15 protein-coding genes and 1 riboswitch are annotated in these 16,689 nt (G+C 30.5%); of the genes, 5 read left to right on the top strand and 10 right to left on the bottom strand.

The genetic code is table 11. From position 1 onward, the window contains the following. Positions 1 to 526: 526 nt before the first annotated feature. From FQB35_RS01045 to FQB35_RS01025, 5 genes are all read right to left on the bottom strand, one after another. Complete coding sequence (locus FQB35_RS01045; protein WP_168198204.1) at positions 527 to 2,254, bottom strand: sigma-54 interaction domain-containing protein; 1,728 nt, start codon at positions 2,252 to 2,254, stop codon at positions 527 to 529. 231 nt (positions 2,255 to 2,485) lie between these two features. Continuing rightward, positions 2,486 to 3,331, bottom strand: coding sequence for a 3-hydroxybutyryl-CoA dehydrogenase (locus FQB35_RS01040; protein ID WP_148808138.1), 846 nt, complete (start codon positions 3,329 to 3,331; stop codon positions 2,486 to 2,488). A gap of 36 nt (positions 3,332 to 3,367) precedes the next feature. Continuing rightward, positions 3,368 to 4,147: a short-chain-enoyl-CoA hydratase gene (locus FQB35_RS01035; protein WP_148808137.1), complete on the bottom strand. Its 780-nt coding sequence runs from the start codon at positions 4,145 to 4,147 to the stop codon at positions 3,368 to 3,370. Positions 4,148 to 4,315: 168 nt separating this feature from the next. Then, positions 4,316 to 4,636 carry a hypothetical protein gene (locus tag FQB35_RS01030; protein ID WP_148808136.1) on the bottom strand — a complete coding sequence of 107 codons (321 nt, stop codon included), beginning with the start codon at positions 4,634 to 4,636 and terminating at the stop codon, positions 4,316 to 4,318. A 99-nt stretch (positions 4,637 to 4,735) separates the two neighbouring features. Further along, a complete protein-coding gene (locus FQB35_RS01025) occupies positions 4,736 to 5,941 on the bottom strand; it encodes an aspartate kinase (RefSeq protein WP_148808135.1) in 1,206 nt (401 codons plus the stop codon). Between the two features lie 138 nt (positions 5,942 to 6,079). Continuing rightward, positions 6,080 to 6,269: riboswitch (Lysine riboswitch) on the bottom strand. 290 nt (positions 6,270 to 6,559) lie between these two features. Here FQB35_RS01025 and nhaC point away from each other — a divergent pair. Both nhaC and FQB35_RS01015 read left to right on the top strand, forming a co-directional pair. Beyond that, complete coding sequence (gene nhaC / locus FQB35_RS01020; RefSeq protein WP_148808134.1) at positions 6,560 to 7,969, top strand: Na+/H+ antiporter NhaC; 1,410 nt, start codon at positions 6,560 to 6,562, stop codon at positions 7,967 to 7,969. Positions 7,970 to 8,094: 125 nt separating this feature from the next. Then, positions 8,095 to 8,532 (top strand): zinc ribbon domain-containing protein, encoded by a 438-nt coding sequence (locus tag FQB35_RS01015; RefSeq protein ID WP_148808133.1) that lies wholly within the window; start codon positions 8,095 to 8,097, stop codon positions 8,530 to 8,532. Positions 8,533 to 8,544: 12 nt separating this feature from the next. Here the strand turns inward: FQB35_RS01015 and FQB35_RS01010 are convergent, their stop codons facing one another. Then, positions 8,545 to 8,724, bottom strand: coding sequence for a hypothetical protein (locus tag FQB35_RS01010; protein WP_148808132.1), 180 nt, complete (start codon positions 8,722 to 8,724; stop codon positions 8,545 to 8,547). A gap of 226 nt (positions 8,725 to 8,950) precedes the next feature. On the opposite strand from FQB35_RS01010, the gene FQB35_RS01005 reads away from it, so the two are divergent. Then, on the top strand, positions 8,951 to 9,628 hold the full coding sequence (locus FQB35_RS01005) for a metal-dependent hydrolase (protein WP_148808131.1): 678 nt from the start codon (positions 8,951 to 8,953) through the stop codon (positions 9,626 to 9,628). 30 nt (positions 9,629 to 9,658) lie between these two features. On the opposite strand, the gene FQB35_RS01000 is transcribed toward FQB35_RS01005, so the two are convergent. The 3 genes from FQB35_RS01000 to FQB35_RS00990 form a co-directional block, all read right to left on the bottom strand. Beyond that, positions 9,659 to 11,371 (bottom strand): sensor domain-containing diguanylate cyclase, encoded by a 1,713-nt coding sequence (locus FQB35_RS01000; RefSeq protein WP_168198203.1) that lies wholly within the window; start codon positions 11,369 to 11,371, stop codon positions 9,659 to 9,661. 134 nt (positions 11,372 to 11,505) lie between these two features. Further along, a complete protein-coding gene (locus FQB35_RS00995; protein ID WP_148808129.1) occupies positions 11,506 to 12,216 on the bottom strand; it encodes an ATP-binding protein in 711 nt (236 codons plus the stop codon). A 125-nt stretch (positions 12,217 to 12,341) separates the two neighbouring features. After that, positions 12,342 to 13,523: a pyridoxal phosphate-dependent aminotransferase gene (locus FQB35_RS00990; RefSeq protein ID WP_148808128.1), complete on the bottom strand. Its 1,182-nt coding sequence runs from the start codon at positions 13,521 to 13,523 to the stop codon at positions 12,342 to 12,344. A gap of 258 nt (positions 13,524 to 13,781) precedes the next feature. Between FQB35_RS00990 and FQB35_RS00985 the strand changes: the two genes are divergently transcribed. Next, positions 13,782 to 14,855 (top strand): NAD(P)H-dependent flavin oxidoreductase, encoded by a 1,074-nt coding sequence (locus FQB35_RS00985; protein WP_148810718.1) that lies wholly within the window; start codon positions 13,782 to 13,784, stop codon positions 14,853 to 14,855. A 103-nt stretch (positions 14,856 to 14,958) separates the two neighbouring features. Further along, on the top strand, positions 14,959 to 15,642 hold the full coding sequence (locus FQB35_RS00980) for a helix-turn-helix domain-containing protein (protein WP_168198202.1): 684 nt from the start codon (positions 14,959 to 14,961) through the stop codon (positions 15,640 to 15,642). Positions 15,643 to 15,670: 28 nt separating this feature from the next. Here the strand turns inward: FQB35_RS00980 and FQB35_RS00975 are convergent, their stop codons facing one another. Beyond that, on the bottom strand, positions 15,671 to 16,582 hold the full coding sequence (locus FQB35_RS00975; RefSeq protein ID WP_148808126.1) for a DMT family transporter: 912 nt from the start codon (positions 16,580 to 16,582) through the stop codon (positions 15,671 to 15,673). Positions 16,583 to 16,689 lie beyond the last annotated feature (107 nt).

Here is a 16,689-nt window from a genome sequence, read left to right as displayed (position 1 = left end):
TTGTTTCTCTTAATTGCCAATACTTAGCTTTAGTAATTTTTATTAAATAGGCGGCCACCCTTTAATAATGTATTTCGAAATGTCGATTCTATTTTTTCAATTTTCAGAAATATTTGTGGATATATTAAGCAATTGTCATGCCATCTGTTTAAAAACAGTGATATAATTCAATATTGTTACACGTAGGCTACCCTTCTTTTTCTCTCTTGTATAAGTTTTATACATCTTCTGCTACAAAACTTAGCATTTTAAACAGTTAGATTTTCTTATCCCTGTACAATTTTTAGTCATTTTCTACAATTTTGACATATTTTCAATACTTCTTTTTATTTTCATTTCTCCTTATAAAAATAACTTACAAAATAGCAATCCACCCTCTAAAAGGGTGGATATAATCTCTCTATTTTTATTCTACTGCTTCTACCATTGGATAGTTTGCTTTAATTGCTATAAGATCACACATTCCTACACAGTATTTAAAAATCTGTATTTATCGAATAGAACAAATTACCTATGTGACTAAATTTTATACAATCTCTTTCTCTTTTGATTTTATCCCAAGCTTTTTCATACGATATATTAAGCTTTGTCTAATAATTCCTAAATCTTTCGAAGTTTTGCTTATATTCCATTCATTTTTATTTAAACTTTCAACAATAATTCTTTTTTCTATATCTCGAAGGATCTCAGATAATGAAATCTGTTTTTTTCGTATTTTACCAACTGCATTCTCTCCTATAATCCTAGTCTGAATATATTTAGGCAAATGTTCAATTCTTAACTCTTTTTCATTTTCCCTTACTCTAATCATTAAGTTTTCAATTATATGCTCTAACTCTCTTATATTTCCTGGCCAATGGTAAGATAACATAATTTCTCTTAATTCAGGTGAAAAAGATTTTACACTTTTATTAAGCATATTATTATATTTTCCAATAAAAAAACTTCCCATGCTTAATATATCTTGAGGTCTTTCTCTAAGAGGAGGAATGTATAAGCAAAGACTTGCAATGCGATAGAAGAGATCTTGTCTTAATCTTCCTTCTTTGATAATTTTTTGTGGATCTTCATTAATTGCACTAATCACTCTGCAATCAATAGATGTTGTTTTTAGTCCCCCCACTCTTCTTACCTTTCTTTCTTGTAATACCCTAAGTAATTTGGTTTGCATAGCAATAGGCATAGAATTCAACTCATCTAAAAATAAAGTTCCTCCTCTAGCCTCCTCAAATAATCCAGCTTGATCCACTGCACCCGTATAGGACCCTTTTACCGTTCCAAACAGGATACTTTCAAGAAGGTTCTCAGGAATTGCTGCACAATTTATTGCCACAAATGGTTCCTTGTTATTTTTTCCAAGATTATGTATGCTTTGAGCAAAAACTTCCTTCCCTGTCCCAGTTTCTCCAATAATTAATAAATTATTTTCTAATAAAGCCATGGTCTCTGCTTCTTTAATTAGATTCTTTATTTGTTCACTATCTCCTATGATATCCGTAAACGAATAGACTGTACCATTATCCTTATATTTATCTTTTTTTGATATTTTTTTACTGCGCAACCTACGTTTTAATTCAATTGTCTCAGATAACAATGACTTTAACATGGTTTCATTTTTACTAATAGAATATGCACCAATGATTTCTCCATCTTTTTCAATTGGATATGTACTATAGAATACATATTTAGGAACTCCATCTTTATATGCATGTGCTTTATATTTATTAACAATAGGTATTCCTGTTTTATAGACCTTTTGATGTTCAGACATTTCTATAGCCTTATAATCGTAAGCTTCCCATAGGTACTTCCCAATAATATCTTTACCTGATAATTCTTCTAATTTTTCCTGTGCTTTATTGTATAGAATAATCCTTCCTTCAGCATTACTCATAATAATTCCATCATTAATAGAAGATATGATTTTTTCTAAACAATAAAGTCTTATTTTATCATTTGTAAAATCTTCTATATCTTGCATAAACACAAAAATATATTCTTTTTCTTCATCTACGACCTTTCGTGCTTTCATATTATACTTTTTACCATAAGGAGTTTTGAAAATTTTACTAGTATATAGCAGTATGTCTATTGTAAATGGAAATAAATTACAAAAACGATTATTTAAAACTTTTTTTTGACTATATATTTTCTTAATCATTTCGCTTATCCATATGATCTCTTCTCTCTTGTTAAGAATTATAATCCCTGGAACATGCTCCATTAGCAATTCTCCCACTCTTTTTATTTCCATATATATCCTCCTTGCCATATATACTAATCTTAAGTATACTGCCTTCTTATGTGATCGATGTACAAGACTATTTCAATTTATTTTTTAATAGTTTTATTATTCACAATATTTATTCTGTTTTTATTTGTATTTTCCTTTTATAATATAACTCAAAAATATAAAAGGGCTATATTGCATAAATTATATTTAAAACAATATAGCCCTATCATTTATCTATTTCTATAAATTTTTCTATTGATAATCATAAAATCCTTTACCTGTTTTTCTTCCTAATAAATTGCCTCTAACCATTTTTCTAAGTAGTGGATGTGGCCTATATTTTGAATCACCAAATTCATTATATAATACTTCCATAATTGCTAAACATACATCATTACCAATAAGATCAGCTAATGCTAAAGGCCCAATTGGATGGTTTGCACCTAGCTTCATTGCTTCATCAATATCTTCAGCCTTTGCTACACCATCAGCTAAAATTCCAATTGCTTCGTTAATCATAGGGATTAAAATTCTATTTACAACAAAACCTGGAGCTTCCTCCACCTCTACTGGAGTTTTTCCAATTTCTTTTGTAAGAGCTACAATAGCAGCTTTTGTTTCTTCTGAAGTTGCAAGTCCTTTAATAATTTCAACAAGTTTCATTACTGGCACTGGATTAAAAAAGTGCATACCAATTACTTTATCTGGTCTATTGGTTGCTGCTGCAATTTCTGTAATTGAAAGAGAAGAAGTATTTGTAGCAAAAATAACTTCTGGTCTGCAAAGCTTATCAATTTCAGCAAACAACTTTTTCTTTGCTTCCATATTCTCTGTAGCAGCTTCTATAATTAAATCACAATCTTTTATAATCTCAAGATCTGTAGATCCATGAATTCTTTCTAAAACAGCACTCTTTTCTTCTTCTGTCATTCTTCCTTTTTTCACACTTCTATCTAAGTTTTTAGTAACTGTAGCAATTCCTCTATCAATAGATTCTTGTCTTCTTGCTCTTACATAAACTTCATATCCATTTTGTGCAAATACTTGAATGATTCCAGAACCCATTGTTCCTGTACCTAATACACCAATTTTCTTCATAGAAATACCCCCTATGTAAATTATTTATGACAAACTTTATTCTCCTTTAAATTCTGCTTTTCTCTTTTCTACAAAAGCAGTCATACCTTCTTTTTGATCCTTTGTAGCAAAACACAATCCAAATAAATCTGCTTCAATTTCAATCCCTGTTTCAATGTCTGTCTCAATACCTCTATTAATAGCAATATTTGCATATCTTACAGCCTTTTGAGCATTTTTAACAATTCTTTTAGCTAAATCCATGGCTTCATTCATTAGCTCTTCATGTGCTACTACCTTATTTACAAGTCCTATTTTCTCAGCTTCCTCTGCTTTAATAATATCTCCCGTAAATATTAATTCCTTTGCTTTTCCTATCCCAACAAGTCTTGGTAATCTTTGAGTACCAGAAAACCCTGGAACAATTCCTAGTCCTACCTCTGGTTGCCCAAATTTTGCTTTCTCACTAGCAATACGCATATCACAACACATTGCTAATTCGCATCCACCACCTAATGCAAAACCATTTACTGCGGCAATTACTGGTTTTTCCATTTTTTCAATTTTTCTGAATACTTTTTGTCCAAAGTTTCCAAATCTTCTTCCCTCTTCTGCATTTAAATCCTTCATTTCTGTAATATCTGCTCCAGCAACAAAAGCTTTTCCTTCTCCTGTAATAATGATAACATCTACACTTTCATCTTTATCTAATTGATCTATTGCAAGGTCCAATTCTTTTAAAACTTGAGTGTTTAGTGCATTTAATGCTTTAGGTCTATTTAGCTTTAAAATAGCAACCCTTTCTGATTTGTCAATTTTAATAAATTCATAAGGCATAACTTAACCCCCTTTATTCATTATAAGCTATATGCTTATATACTCCTTGTTCCAATATATTTAAAAATTAATCTCTAAATCAAATTATACACCTTTAGCACAAAAATAAAAACCCCTTATATGTCAAATCCTTAACGATTTGAGAATAAATTCCTTTTTTGCATGAAATCAATGGGTCATAGCTTCTAGCCAAAATCCTATGATAGTAATTACGATCCCCATTAAAGCTGGTCCTATTCCCTCACTACCTCTATTTTTATCCCATTTCTTAGAACCCATAAAAATAGATTTTCTCATCTGTGGCGTTCCTATAAGTAACATTAAAGAAACAACCATTGTTAAAACACCTGCTCCTAATACAAAAATATAAGCCCCTTTTAACAGAGTCCATCCTTTTATAAAAGAAAATAAAACTCCTAAAACAGCAAAAACAGCTGCATACAAAAGTCCTTTTAATATATGCTTTTCTAAAAATTTTAAAATCCTCATTATTTAACTCCTTATTTTTTAATATATAGATATTCTACCATAATAACAAAAATAAATAACTACTTATCAAATTTGACAAGTAGTTATTTATTTTAATTTTTATAAATTGAATTCTCTTGCTACTGCTTCAATAGCTCTTTGTGTATCTTGTGTAGAAATTGTATAAGATATTCTAATCTCAGAAGTTGTGACTTGCTTAAATCCTATATTGTTATTAGCAAATATTTCAAAAATTTTTGCTGCAACTCCTGATTGGCTTCGCATTCCTATTCCTACAACAGAAAACTTTGTTATATTCTTTTCTATATCTATCTCTATATCACTAAATTCCTTTTTTAGTTTTTCCATAATATTTAATATAATATCCTCATCTGTTTTTGGTGCTGTAAACGATACATTGACCACTCCATGTGAAGGCGCTGTTTGACTAATCATATCAATATTAATATCCATTTTGGCTAATTCTTGAAAAATCATAGAAATATTTTTGCTATCATAAGGCACATGATTTACCGTTACCATTAAATCTTTATCACTTGCAGATAACCCTGTAATTGCTTTACTTTCCATATTAACATCAAACTCCTTTATATAAGTTCCTGGCCATTCTTCACTACTTAATGCCACATATATAGGCACATTAAATTTTTGCCCTATTTCTACTGCTCTTGTTTCCATAATCCCTGCCCCTAAACTTGCCATTTCTAGCATTTCTTCATAGCTTATACTATCTAATTTTCTGGCAGTAGGAAACAATCTTGGATCAACTGTATAAATACCATCTACATCCGTATATATTTCACATGTACACCCTAACTTTGCTGCTAGAGCTACAGCCGTTGTATCAGACCCTCCTCTACCTAGTGTTGTAATATCTCCATTTTCATTTATTCCTTGAAATCCTGCAACTACTACAATTTTTCCTTCATCTAAATATTTTTTTACTCTTTCTATATCAATATCCTGAATTCTTGCCTTTGTATGATATCCTTCTGTTTCTATACCAGCTTGAAACCCAGTAAGAGATATAGATTCATACCCCATTTCATTTAAAGCAATAGCTAAAAGCGATATAGATACTTGTTCTCCTGTAGACATTAACATATCTAGTTCTCTTCTTATAGGTTTCGTAGATATTTCTCTTGCCATACTTACTAACTTATCTGTTGTCTTTCCCATAGCTGATACAACAACTACTACATCTTCTCCTTTATTCTTTCTATCTACTACTCTTTTTGCTACAGCTTTAATCTTATCAATACTTCCTACAGATGTACCTCCATATTTTTGTACTACTACCGCCATATATTCCCCTCCTAATTCCCTAGTCTGTGTACTACTATATCCTTTATTCTATTAAGAATTTTTATAAAACAAAAACAGCCAAAGAGTAAAAGGTACTCCTGGCTGTTATTATTTTCAGCAGAATACAGCTTTCACCCCGTGTGAAATAGCGCCTCACTGATAAACTGGGTAATTTAACAGTGACAGTCCTATATTTATTCAACATAGGCCCAACATATAGGCTTAGGGAAACCTATATATTTCGGCGATGACCCCTTTCCTATGGTATTACCAGTTCCCTATACTTCCACCATAGTACTCTTGATACATCGCAACCTCTAAGACACAACTAAAGCATATTCATTTCTTCGTATTTTAGCATATGTTTATATATATGTCAATATACTTTGAAAATAAAGATTTTTCTTATATTATCCAATGAGGAAATATTTTTATCAGTAACATTTTTAAAAAATCGTTGTTTATTTATTAAGAATAAATTTTAAATTATAGATTCATTTATCTTTAAATTCTTACTATTGTGAATTTTATTATTGATTTTAGTCCTTCTTTGTGATATACTAATAAAGAATTTACTTAATTTTCTAAAAATTTATTCATCAAAAGGAGGATTTGTTTATGGAAACCAAACTCCCAAGAAAAATTACTTTTGGGGAAGCAATGCTTGTTATTGTATTTTTGATTGCTTCATTGATGAGTACTCTGATGAAGTTCGGAGGAGACCCTCACATGCCGCTCTTAGCTTCAGCTATCTTTGCATCCTTGATCGCAATTAGAGCTGGCTACAAATGGCAATTTATTGAAGAAGGTGTTACTGAAACAATTAAAATGGCTATGCAATCTGTACTTATTCTTATGGTTATTGGTTGTATAATTGGTACTTGGATCTTATCAGGTGTTGTTCCTACAATGATTTACTATGGCTTAAAGCTCATATCTCCTGGAATATTCTTAGTTGCAACTTGTCTTATATGTTCTATCGTTTCTCTTGCAACAGGAAGCTCATGGACTACTGCTGGTACAGTTGGTATCGCACTACTTGGTGTAGGTGGAGGTCTTGGGATTCCTGCTCCTATGGTTGCAGGAGCAATTATCTCTGGTGCTTATTTCGGTGATAAAATGTCCCCTCTTTCTGATACTACAAATCTCGCTCCTGCTATGGCTGGTGCAAAACTATTTGACCATATAAAACACATGTGCTTTACTACAGGCCCAAGTTTATTAATCTCTTGTATCATATTTGGAATCCTTGGATTAAAATATGCTGGAAAAGAACTTGATACTGCTACCATTAACACTTTACTAGATGCCCTTAATGGACAATTTAACATTAATCCTTTATTATTACTTCCACCAGTTTTAGTTATACTAATGGTAGTATTTAAAGTGCCTGCTCTTCCAGGACTCCTTGGTGGAACTATACTTGGAGGTATATTTGCAGCAGTATTCCAAGGAGCTGGTATGAGTGCCATTATCGATGCTGCTCACTATGGATATACTTCTGAAACAGGAATAGAAGCTGTTGATAGCTTATTATCTCGTGGTGGATTAGACAGTATGATGTGGACTGTATCCTTGATTCTTATTGCCTTATCTTTTGGTGGAATAATGGAAAGAACAGGTATGCTTCAAGTAATTGCAGAAAAAATTCTTAAACTTGCAAATAGCACAGGTTCTCTTGTCCTTGCTACATTTATTACATGTATCTTCTGTAACCTTGCAACAGGTGATCAATATTTATCATTAGTAATACCTGGAAGAATGTATAAAGATGTTTATAGAGAAAAAGGGCTACATCCAAAAAATCTATCTAGATGTCTTGAAGACTTCGGCACAATCACTTCCCCTCTTGTTCCTTGGAACACTTGTGGAGCTTTTATGACTACTGCCCTAGGTATGCATCCTTTTGCATATTTACCTTTTGCATTTTTAAATCTAATAAATCCACTAGTATCCATATTCTATGGTTTTACTGGTATAACAATGGAAAAACTTCCACAGGAAAAAGAAGGAGAAAAAATCGCTTAATACCTTCTTTAAATACCTTCACTCCTGCTAGTGAAGGTATTTTTTATTTAGATTTCTTTTTTATAGGAATAATATTTCTTATCAAAAATAATAATTAGTAAATAGATTTTAGGAGGGAACAAAATATGAATTTATTTAACAAAGTAAAGCAAGGAATGCTCGATAGTACAAAAGCTATCAAAGAAATTTCTTCTGATGTAACAGAATTAACAAAAGTAAAAATTGCCCTATCGAAAGATATGTCTAGAATTGATGAACTTTATTATGATTTAGGTAAAAAAATGTATACATCCTATGAAGAAAATCCTAATATTGAATTGACAGAAGAAGTATCCTCTGCACTGCTAGAAATTAAAGCTACCTTAGAAAGAATAAAAGAATATGAAGCAAAAATTGAATCTCTAAAGGGTATTATGAAGTGCAAACAATGTGGATATGAAGTTAGTGAAGGTGCAAAATTCTGTTCTAATTGTGGAAGCAAAATAGAAATACAAGAAACTCTTAAAAAAGAAGATATAGAAAAAAACCATGCTGACTCTGTAGAAGAAGAAAAACCTGAGTAAAACTCAGGTTTTTTAGTTGGTTTGCAATTTCATTTTTATTCTCTCAATTTCAAAATCTAAGTTAATAATCTCTCGATTGATTCTTTTCTTGTCTTCGATTTCTTGTTTTGTTAAATTAGGTCTTTGAACAAACATAATATATTTATCCATTAAGTTGTCTCTTTTTTCCCTTAATCTTTTTAAATATTCCATAAACTCCTTCCTCCTTCCCAACCATCTGTATTTATAATGACATCCCTATATTTCGACTATTTTCTACATTTTTGTATGTATATATTATACATTAATTTTTAGAATTTTTCAAATAGTTTTTAATTGTATTCATGTATAATATCAACATTTGAAAAAGAACTATAAAATATTACAATTTATAGTATACTATTAATGATAAATATCTATTGTATGAGGAGCTGATAAGATGAAAATTCAATTTTTAGGTCATTCTTGCTTTTATATTGAAGAGGGAAATTTCAAAGCATTAATCGATCCATTTCTAACTAACAATCCACAATCTAGTGCTAAACCTTCTGATTTTAATGATCTAACCCATATTTTTGTAACTCATGGTCATGGAGATCATTTAGGCGATACAGTAGAAATTGCTAAAAATAACAATGCTACTGTAGTTACCAACTATGAAATCGCTTTATATTTAGAAAAAGAAGGGGTAACTGCTCATCCTATGCATATTGGTGGCCGAACAAAATTTGATTTTGGAACTATCAAAATGACTCCTGCTCTTCATGGTTCTGGCATTGAAACAGAAAATGGTTTAGTATATGGTGGAAATCCTTGCGGCTTTGTTATTGAAGTAAATGGAAAGAAAGTTTATCATGCAGGAGATACAGGTTTAACCATGGATATGAAACTTTTAGAGGTTGAAAATATTGATTTGGCATTATTGCCGATTGGTGGAAATTTCACTATGGACATGGAAGATGCGGCTCGCGCAGTAGGATTTATACAACCTAAAAAAGTAATTCCTATGCATTATGATACATTCCCTGTTATCAAAGCAGATTCTAACACCTTTAAAGAAAAAGTACATAATACAGAAGTTATAATTTTAAATCCTAATGAAATCTATGAGTTTTAAAATACAATAAAAAGCGGCCTTGACCGCTTTTTATTGTATTTGCCTTTTTTGCTTTTTATTTTCATACATTCTTTCATCAGCTATTTTTATTGTATCTAAAATACTCCCTTCTCCATTATATTCTTCAAAACCAATACTTAAAGAGAGTTCATGGTTTAAAAGATCTGTATTTTGATTCCATTCTTTTAATTTATCATATAGTCTGTCTATGAAATTATTAGTACTTTTTTGATCACTATTTGGCAAAACAATTAAAAATTCATCTCCTCCATATCGTACCACCACATCAGTTTTCTTAGCAGAATCTTTTAATATTTTTGCAACGGCCTTTAATACTTCATCCCCAATATTATGTCCATAGAAATCATTAATATATTTAAATTTATCAACATCAATGATGCATATGGTTAAATTTCCTTTTTTTGCTGCTATCCTTTTTTCTTCCTCTTGAATAAATTGATTGAAATAATGTCGATTATATAATCCAGTTAAGGAATCTGTATTTGCCATCTCTTTCATTTCTAAGTGGGCAAGTTCTAATTTTTCAGTCCGTTCTTTCACCAATCTTTCCATATTATGATACATATTTTTTAGTTCATAACTCATTTTCTTTATTTCATAACCTAAACACGCTATTTCATCGCTAGTTTGAATATTAAAATTTATATCAAAATTCCCCTTTCCTATTTCTTCCACTGCTTTGATTATTTCTAAAATAGGTTTTGATAGGTGTTCAGAAATATATAAACCTGCAACAATTACCAATACTAAAATCACAAACATTTCTAGAATCAATTTTTTAATAAACTTAGTTAATGGCATCAGGTATTCTTTTTTATCTAGATAAAGTACTACAAATATTTTTTTATCCATATCCTTTAAAATTTTTATTGGACTAAAAGATAATAGATCCTCATTTGTTTTTATAATTTTTAAGGAATTAGAAGATAAAATCTCCTTATATTTTTGAGGATAATCTTTCTTAAAGCTTTCTCCTGTATTATAATTTGTATATCCACCCCATTCTTTTCTTTTGTCAGGATGCATAATATAATAACCATTTTCATCAAAAATCATGAGATTTTTATATTTGCTTCTATCTTTCACCCGTTCAATATCTTTTAGTATGTATTTTACTTTAAGACTTAACATAATAAATCCTTTTAGATCATCTTTATGATCATATATAGGCATAACATACCGAATCATAGGATTTGCCGGTGTTTCAATTTTCCCGTTTTTTCTATTTAGATCTAAAAATGATACATACATTTCTCCTTCTTCTAAATCATAAGCTTCTTGAATATAATATCTATCTCCTTTATACTGTAATTGCTCTCTTGGTACAATCTTTGCTACGCCTTCTTCATTATTGATTCTTATAATCTCATATCCTTCTTTATTTATTAACCGAATTTTATCATATTGAATATTGACTCTTGCAAAGTGATAAAAAGCACTTTGCAATATATCCAAATGGTCCTTTGAATGTTGTTCGTTCTCAGAAAATTCAAGTTCTTCTTTTGCTAATTCTTTTAGAAACAAAATATCCTTTTGAGCTCCTCCAAAAAACTTCACAATTTTTCCTTCAATATTTTTATGAAATTCCTTGATTTTATTCTGTTCTCTTTCAAGAATTAACCATTTTGTATCCATATATCGAGAATAGCCTACTACACTTAAGGGTATCATAGATATAAGTAATAAAAATATCAATATTTTTACTTTTATTCCTTTTTTCATCATAATCCCTCTCTCACACCCACCACTTTGGTTTTTTCTTTATTATATCTTATAATTTTACCATAAGCAAAAAACAACACTATCCGATAGAATTACTTGTTTAGATAAAAAAATAGTGGGAAAATCCCACTATTTTATAGTCTTATTAAATCTCCTTCTATTCCTATTCTCACCTTATGCAATACTATATCCTTTCTAGAAAGAGCTATGGCTTTTTCTACAGCTTTTACAATCCCCATACAACAAGGCACTTCCATAAATGCTACCGTTATGCTTTTTAAGTCATTGTATTTTATTATTTGTGTAAGCTTTTCAAAATACACCTCTATGTCGTCTAATTTTGGACATCCAACTACTACTTTTTTGCCCTTTAACAAGTCTAAATGATAATTCGGATAAGCAAAAGGTACACAATCTGCAGTAATCAATAGGTCTGCTCCTTGAAAATATGGGGCTGTTGGTGGAATTAACATAAGCTGTACAGGCCATTGTCTAAGCTGAGATTTAATTTTTATCTCTATATCTTCACTATTTATACTAGCAGCAATCGTTCCTTCATCTTTAAACATTCTTATTCGACTACCTGGGCATCCTTGTGATTCTTCCCCTTCTAGATGAATTTTTACTGCTTCCTCATCAAATTCATCTGCTTCCCTTTCGATAATCTCAATTGCTCCTTGAGGACAATCTCCTAAACATGCTCCTAAACCATCACATAAATTATCTGCAACAAGCTTTGCCTTTCCATTAATAATTTTGATTGCTCCTTCCGCACATGAAGGAACACATAATCCACATCCATTACATTTTTCTTCATCTATATGAACGATTTTTCTTTTTGCCATTTTCCATTCCTCCTTATTTTATCTTTGATTTTATTATACATCTATAAGATTAACTTTTCTGTGACATGCATCACTATATTTTAAAATATTTATTTTTCGTCTAAAAAAGCCAGCATTTGCTGGCTTTACTTAAACTCTTTTGCTAATTTTTCAAATGCAGGAATAGAATTTTTAATCCTATCAAATTTTACACAGTAAGAAATTCTAAAATATCCTGGACATCCAAATCCACTTCCTGGTACAAGAAGTAAATTATATTTCATTGCTCTTTTTACAAATTCTACATCATCATCTATCAATGCCTTTGGAAAAAGATAAAAAGCTCCTTGTGGTTTTACACATTCAAATCCTATTCTTGTAAGATTTTCATATAAAAAGTCTCTTCTCTTTTTATATGCTTCAACATCCACCTTAGCTGTTAGTGCATCACCAACAACCTTTTGAAATAATCCTGGAGCATTTACAAATCCAAGAGTACGATTACAAAAACTTAAAGCATTCATAAGTACATCTATATTTTTAATTCTACTGCTTGCAGCAATGTATCCTATTCTTTCCCCTGCTAGTCCTAAAGATTTACTAAACGAATTCACAACTATTGCATTATTAAATATAGAAAGTATACTAGGTAGCTTTACTTCATCATAACGAATTTCACTGTATGGCTGATCAGAAATAACAAATATAGTAGTATCATATTCTTTTTCTTTTCTTTCTATTATTTTTGCAATCTCTTTTAATGTTTTTTCAGTATATATAACCCCTGTTGGATTATTCGGTGTATTTATAATCAAAACTTTTGTCTTTTTTGTAATACGCTCTTCAAGAGCACTTAAATCTGGTTCAAAAGTTGATGTATCTGGAGGTAGAACTACTGTTTTCCCACCATGATTATCTGCATAAAAATTGTATTCAACAAAATATGGTGCAAAAACTATTACCTCATCTTCAGGATTAAGAAGAGCTTTTAAAGTAACATTTAATCCTCCTGCAGCTCCAACTGTCATTACAATATTAGCAGCTGAAAGCTCGATCCCACTTTCATTTTGTAAAGATTTTGCAATTCTTTCTCTAACCTCTTGATATCCTGCATTATTCATATACCTGTGAAGCCCTTTTTCATCACTTAATACATGCTTTTTCAATGATTCTATAACTTCTTCTGGTGGCTCTGCATAAGGATTTCCAAGACTAAAATCATAAACATTCTCTGCTCCATACTTTTGAGCAAGCTTCGCACCTTCCTCAAACATTGCCCTAATCCAAGAAGACTTGCTTAAATTATTTACTACCTTTTCTGAAAACATAGTATCGCTCCTTTTTTATAATGATAAAAATACTTTTTAAATTAATATAATTTTAATACAAAAATTCATATAACGCTATAATTATAGTTAAAAAATTCATAATCAATTATTTTTTCTTAATCTTTCACATTTGTCCTAAGCACCTAGATTCTGATAAAAATTTCCACTATACCCATTATGAATAAATTATTTGTATAAAGGGGCATTTTTGTTATATAATAATTCTAAGTATTGATTTTACAGAAATGGAGTGTTAAGATGAATATCCCTGAACTAAAAATAGGCAACTTAATCGCTAAGGTCCCTATTGTACAAGGAGGCATGGGAGTTGGTGTTTCCCTATCAAACTTAGCTGCTGCTGTAGCAAACTGTGGTGCTATTGGCGTAATCTCTGGTGTTGAACCAGGCTTCGATTTAGAAAATTATCATAAAGATAAATTCCAAGCCAATATAGATGGTTTAACCTACCACATTCGAAGAGCAAAAAAGCTTGCTCCTAAAGGAATCATAGGCGTAAATATCATGACTGCTTTAACAAATTTCGAAGAAATGGTAAAAGTAGCTGTAAAAGAAAAAGTAGATATTATTTTTTCTGGTGCTGGTATGCCTATGAAACTTCCTGAGCTTGTAAAAGACTCTATTACAAAAATAGCCCCTATTGTTTCATCTGGAAAAGTAGCGAAATTAATCTGTAAACAATGGGACAGAAAACACAACTATTTACCTGATGCTATCGTAGTTGAGGGGCCAGAAGCAGGAGGTCATTTAGGTTTTTCTGTTGATGCGCTTGAAGATAAAGAAAATTTTTCTCTTAAAAGCCTTGTACAAGAAGTATTAGAAGCAATCAAACCGTTTGAAGAAAAGTATAATAAAAAAATCCCTATTATCGCAGGAGGCGGACTTTATGATGCAAAAGATATTGGGGAAATATTAAAGGCAGGCGCTTCTGGGGTGCAAATGGCTACACGATTTGTTCCTACTTATGAGTGTGACGCTTCTGAAGCCTTTAAGCAAGCTTATATTGATGCAAAGGAAGAAGATATCATAATTATAAAAAGCCCTGTCGGTATGCCAGGTAGAGCTATCAAAAACAGTTTTATTGAAAGCGTTTATAAAAATGGAAAACCAAAAGATATCAAATGTGTAAACTGCTTAAAACCATGTAATCCAAAAGAAACCCTTTACTGCATAGCAGATGCACTTATTCAAGCACAGCGTGGCAACCTTGAAAGAGGCTTTGCTTTTGCAGGTGCAAAGGTTTATAAAATTAATAAAATAACATCTGTTAAAGAAATAATTGATGAACTAATGGAAGGATTAAGAAATTATTAAAAAGGAGCAAAATAGCTCCTTTTTTTCATTGACATTTTTAATATACTATGTTGCAATGTATTTATGTTAATATTTAATATAATCATACAATGAGGTGATGAAAATGAGTAGAATTGGAGATAAAATCAAGGAAGAAAGAATAAAAAAAGGTCTTTCCCCAAAGCAATTAGCAAGAAAATGTGGTGTAGCAGAGTCCTTTATTATAGATGTTGAAACTGGAAAAAAAATCATCAGCGAACAACAACTCAAACAATTATCAAAGATATTAGGAAAAAACCTAGAAGAAGATGTCACCTTAGAGCCTACAAAAGAAAAAGAGGAAACAAAACCTAAAAAAGTACAACCATCTCCACAAAAAAGACCAGCAGTAGTCCCTTTAAACCAATGGGAAGAAGCATTGTCAAATATTATCAAAAAAGTTCCTATATTCGATATAGACATGAAACAAATAAAAGGATATAAAAGTTTTCCTATTATAAATAGAAAAGTAGAAGGTTTTAATCCTGATAAATTAGTATATATAGAAGTACCTGATGAAAAGTTAAACCCACTAAGAATTCATAAGGGAGATAAAGTGTTAATTTATTTAAATAAAGAGTTTGTCCATAATTCATTAGCTTTAGTTGAGTATGAAGGAAAGAAAAAACTAAGAAAAATCAAGAGAGCTGAAGGAAATAAAGTTAAGCTTATAACTTCTTTAGATGAAACAAAAACAATTATAAAAGATTTAAAAGATATTAAGATTATTGGCAGGGGAATACGTATTGAAATAGAATTAAAACATTAAAATGAACCAGCATTATGCTGGTTTATTTTTAAGGAACTTGTTTTCTTTTTATATAAAATATATTGCTTATCTTTTCAGGCATCTGTAAAATAAAGATTGCTGATAAAATAAGAACTCCACCTATTATAATTGGAATCGTTAATGTTTCTCCTAAAACAAAAAATCCTGCTATACAAGCAACAACTGGCTCAAATGTACTAATAATTACGGAAGTACTAGGTCCTATTAGCTGAACCCCTTTACAAAAAGCTATGGTAGCAAATACAGTAGAAAATATAGCTAATATAATAATGTATCCCCATCCGCTTAAAGTTGTAGGCAAAAAAATATTATGGCGAATTATCCCTTGTATAAAATAAGTAAGACAACAAGAAAATGCTATATACCCCGAAATAACAATAGAATTCATTTTCTTTGTTCTTTTTTCAGCTAATCCTAAAGCATAAAAAGAATAACAAACAGCTGCAAATAAGCTAAAAACTACTCCAGTCATATTCAAATGAATATCCTTACTTCCAACTACGAAAATTATGCCCATAAAAGCAAATAAAAGTGCTAATATCTTTCGTATATCTTTTTCTTTTTTGAGAAAAAAGATTTCATAGCATGCAATCATTGCAGGATGGGTAAACAATATAATAGTTGCCAAAGACCCTGAAATATAGGTATATGCCATATATATAAACGAAGAAGTTCCTAAAAATCCGAATACACCTAATATGACCAAATAGAAAAAATGTGCTTTTGTAGTTTTATAATAAATCTTTCTAAAAAAAATGTAGCTCCAAGTAATAATAGTTGCAATAAAAAATCGAAAAAAGAGTATACTAGAAACATTTAAGCCTTCTTTGAAAGCTAGCTGAGATATAATCGGTATTATTCCATAAGCAAATGTAGATAGTATAATCAATAAGGTTCCCTTTAATTTATTATTTTTCAATGATTGTCACTCTCTTTCTTAGATTTGTTAGCAAAAGAATTATATCATAAATTCTTTCATATTAAACAAAAGCATTATATTTGAGTATAATAATATTATATCTCCTT

It is taken from the genome of Crassaminicella thermophila, from assembly GCF_008152325.1.
In the GTDB taxonomy this organism is placed as follows: domain Bacteria; phylum Bacillota; class Clostridia; order Peptostreptococcales; family Thermotaleaceae; genus Crassaminicella_A; species Crassaminicella_A thermophila.
Note: the sequence above shows the minus strand (reverse complement) of the source record. Positions and strands in the feature narration are given on the sequence as shown.

Excerpts from the sequence above, each read along its gene's own strand:
- FQB35_RS01045 (WP_168198204.1), bottom strand. The coding sequence starts at position 2,254 with ATGGAAATAAAAAGAGTGGGAGAATTGCTAATGGAGCATGTTCCAGGG.
- FQB35_RS01040 (WP_148808138.1), bottom strand. The coding sequence starts at position 3,331 with ATGAAGAAAATTGGTGTATTAGGTACAGGAACAATGGGTTCTGGAATC.
- FQB35_RS01035 (WP_148808137.1), bottom strand. The coding sequence starts at position 4,147 with ATGCCTTATGAATTTATTAAAATTGACAAATCAGAAAGGGTTGCTATT.
- FQB35_RS01030 (WP_148808136.1), bottom strand. The coding sequence starts at position 4,636 with ATGAGGATTTTAAAATTTTTAGAAAAGCATATATTAAAAGGACTTTTG.
- FQB35_RS01025 (WP_148808135.1), bottom strand. The coding sequence starts at position 5,941 with ATGGCGGTAGTAGTACAAAAATATGGAGGTACATCTGTAGGAAGTATT.
- nhaC (WP_148808134.1), top strand. The coding sequence starts at position 6,560 with ATGGAAACCAAACTCCCAAGAAAAATTACTTTTGGGGAAGCAATGCTT.
- FQB35_RS01015 (WP_148808133.1), top strand. The coding sequence starts at position 8,095 with ATGAATTTATTTAACAAAGTAAAGCAAGGAATGCTCGATAGTACAAAA.
- FQB35_RS01010 (WP_148808132.1), bottom strand. The coding sequence starts at position 8,724 with ATGGAATATTTAAAAAGATTAAGGGAAAAAAGAGACAACTTAATGGAT.
- FQB35_RS01005 (WP_148808131.1), top strand. The coding sequence starts at position 8,951 with ATGAAAATTCAATTTTTAGGTCATTCTTGCTTTTATATTGAAGAGGGA.
- FQB35_RS01000 (WP_168198203.1), bottom strand. The coding sequence starts at position 11,371 with ATGAAAAAAGGAATAAAAGTAAAAATATTGATATTTTTATTACTTATA.
- FQB35_RS00995 (WP_148808129.1), bottom strand. The coding sequence starts at position 12,216 with ATGGCAAAAAGAAAAATCGTTCATATAGATGAAGAAAAATGTAATGGA.
- FQB35_RS00990 (WP_148808128.1), bottom strand. The coding sequence starts at position 13,523 with ATGTTTTCAGAAAAGGTAGTAAATAATTTAAGCAAGTCTTCTTGGATT.
- FQB35_RS00985 (WP_148810718.1), top strand. The coding sequence starts at position 13,782 with ATGAATATCCCTGAACTAAAAATAGGCAACTTAATCGCTAAGGTCCCT.
- FQB35_RS00980 (WP_168198202.1), top strand. The coding sequence starts at position 14,959 with ATGAGTAGAATTGGAGATAAAATCAAGGAAGAAAGAATAAAAAAAGGT.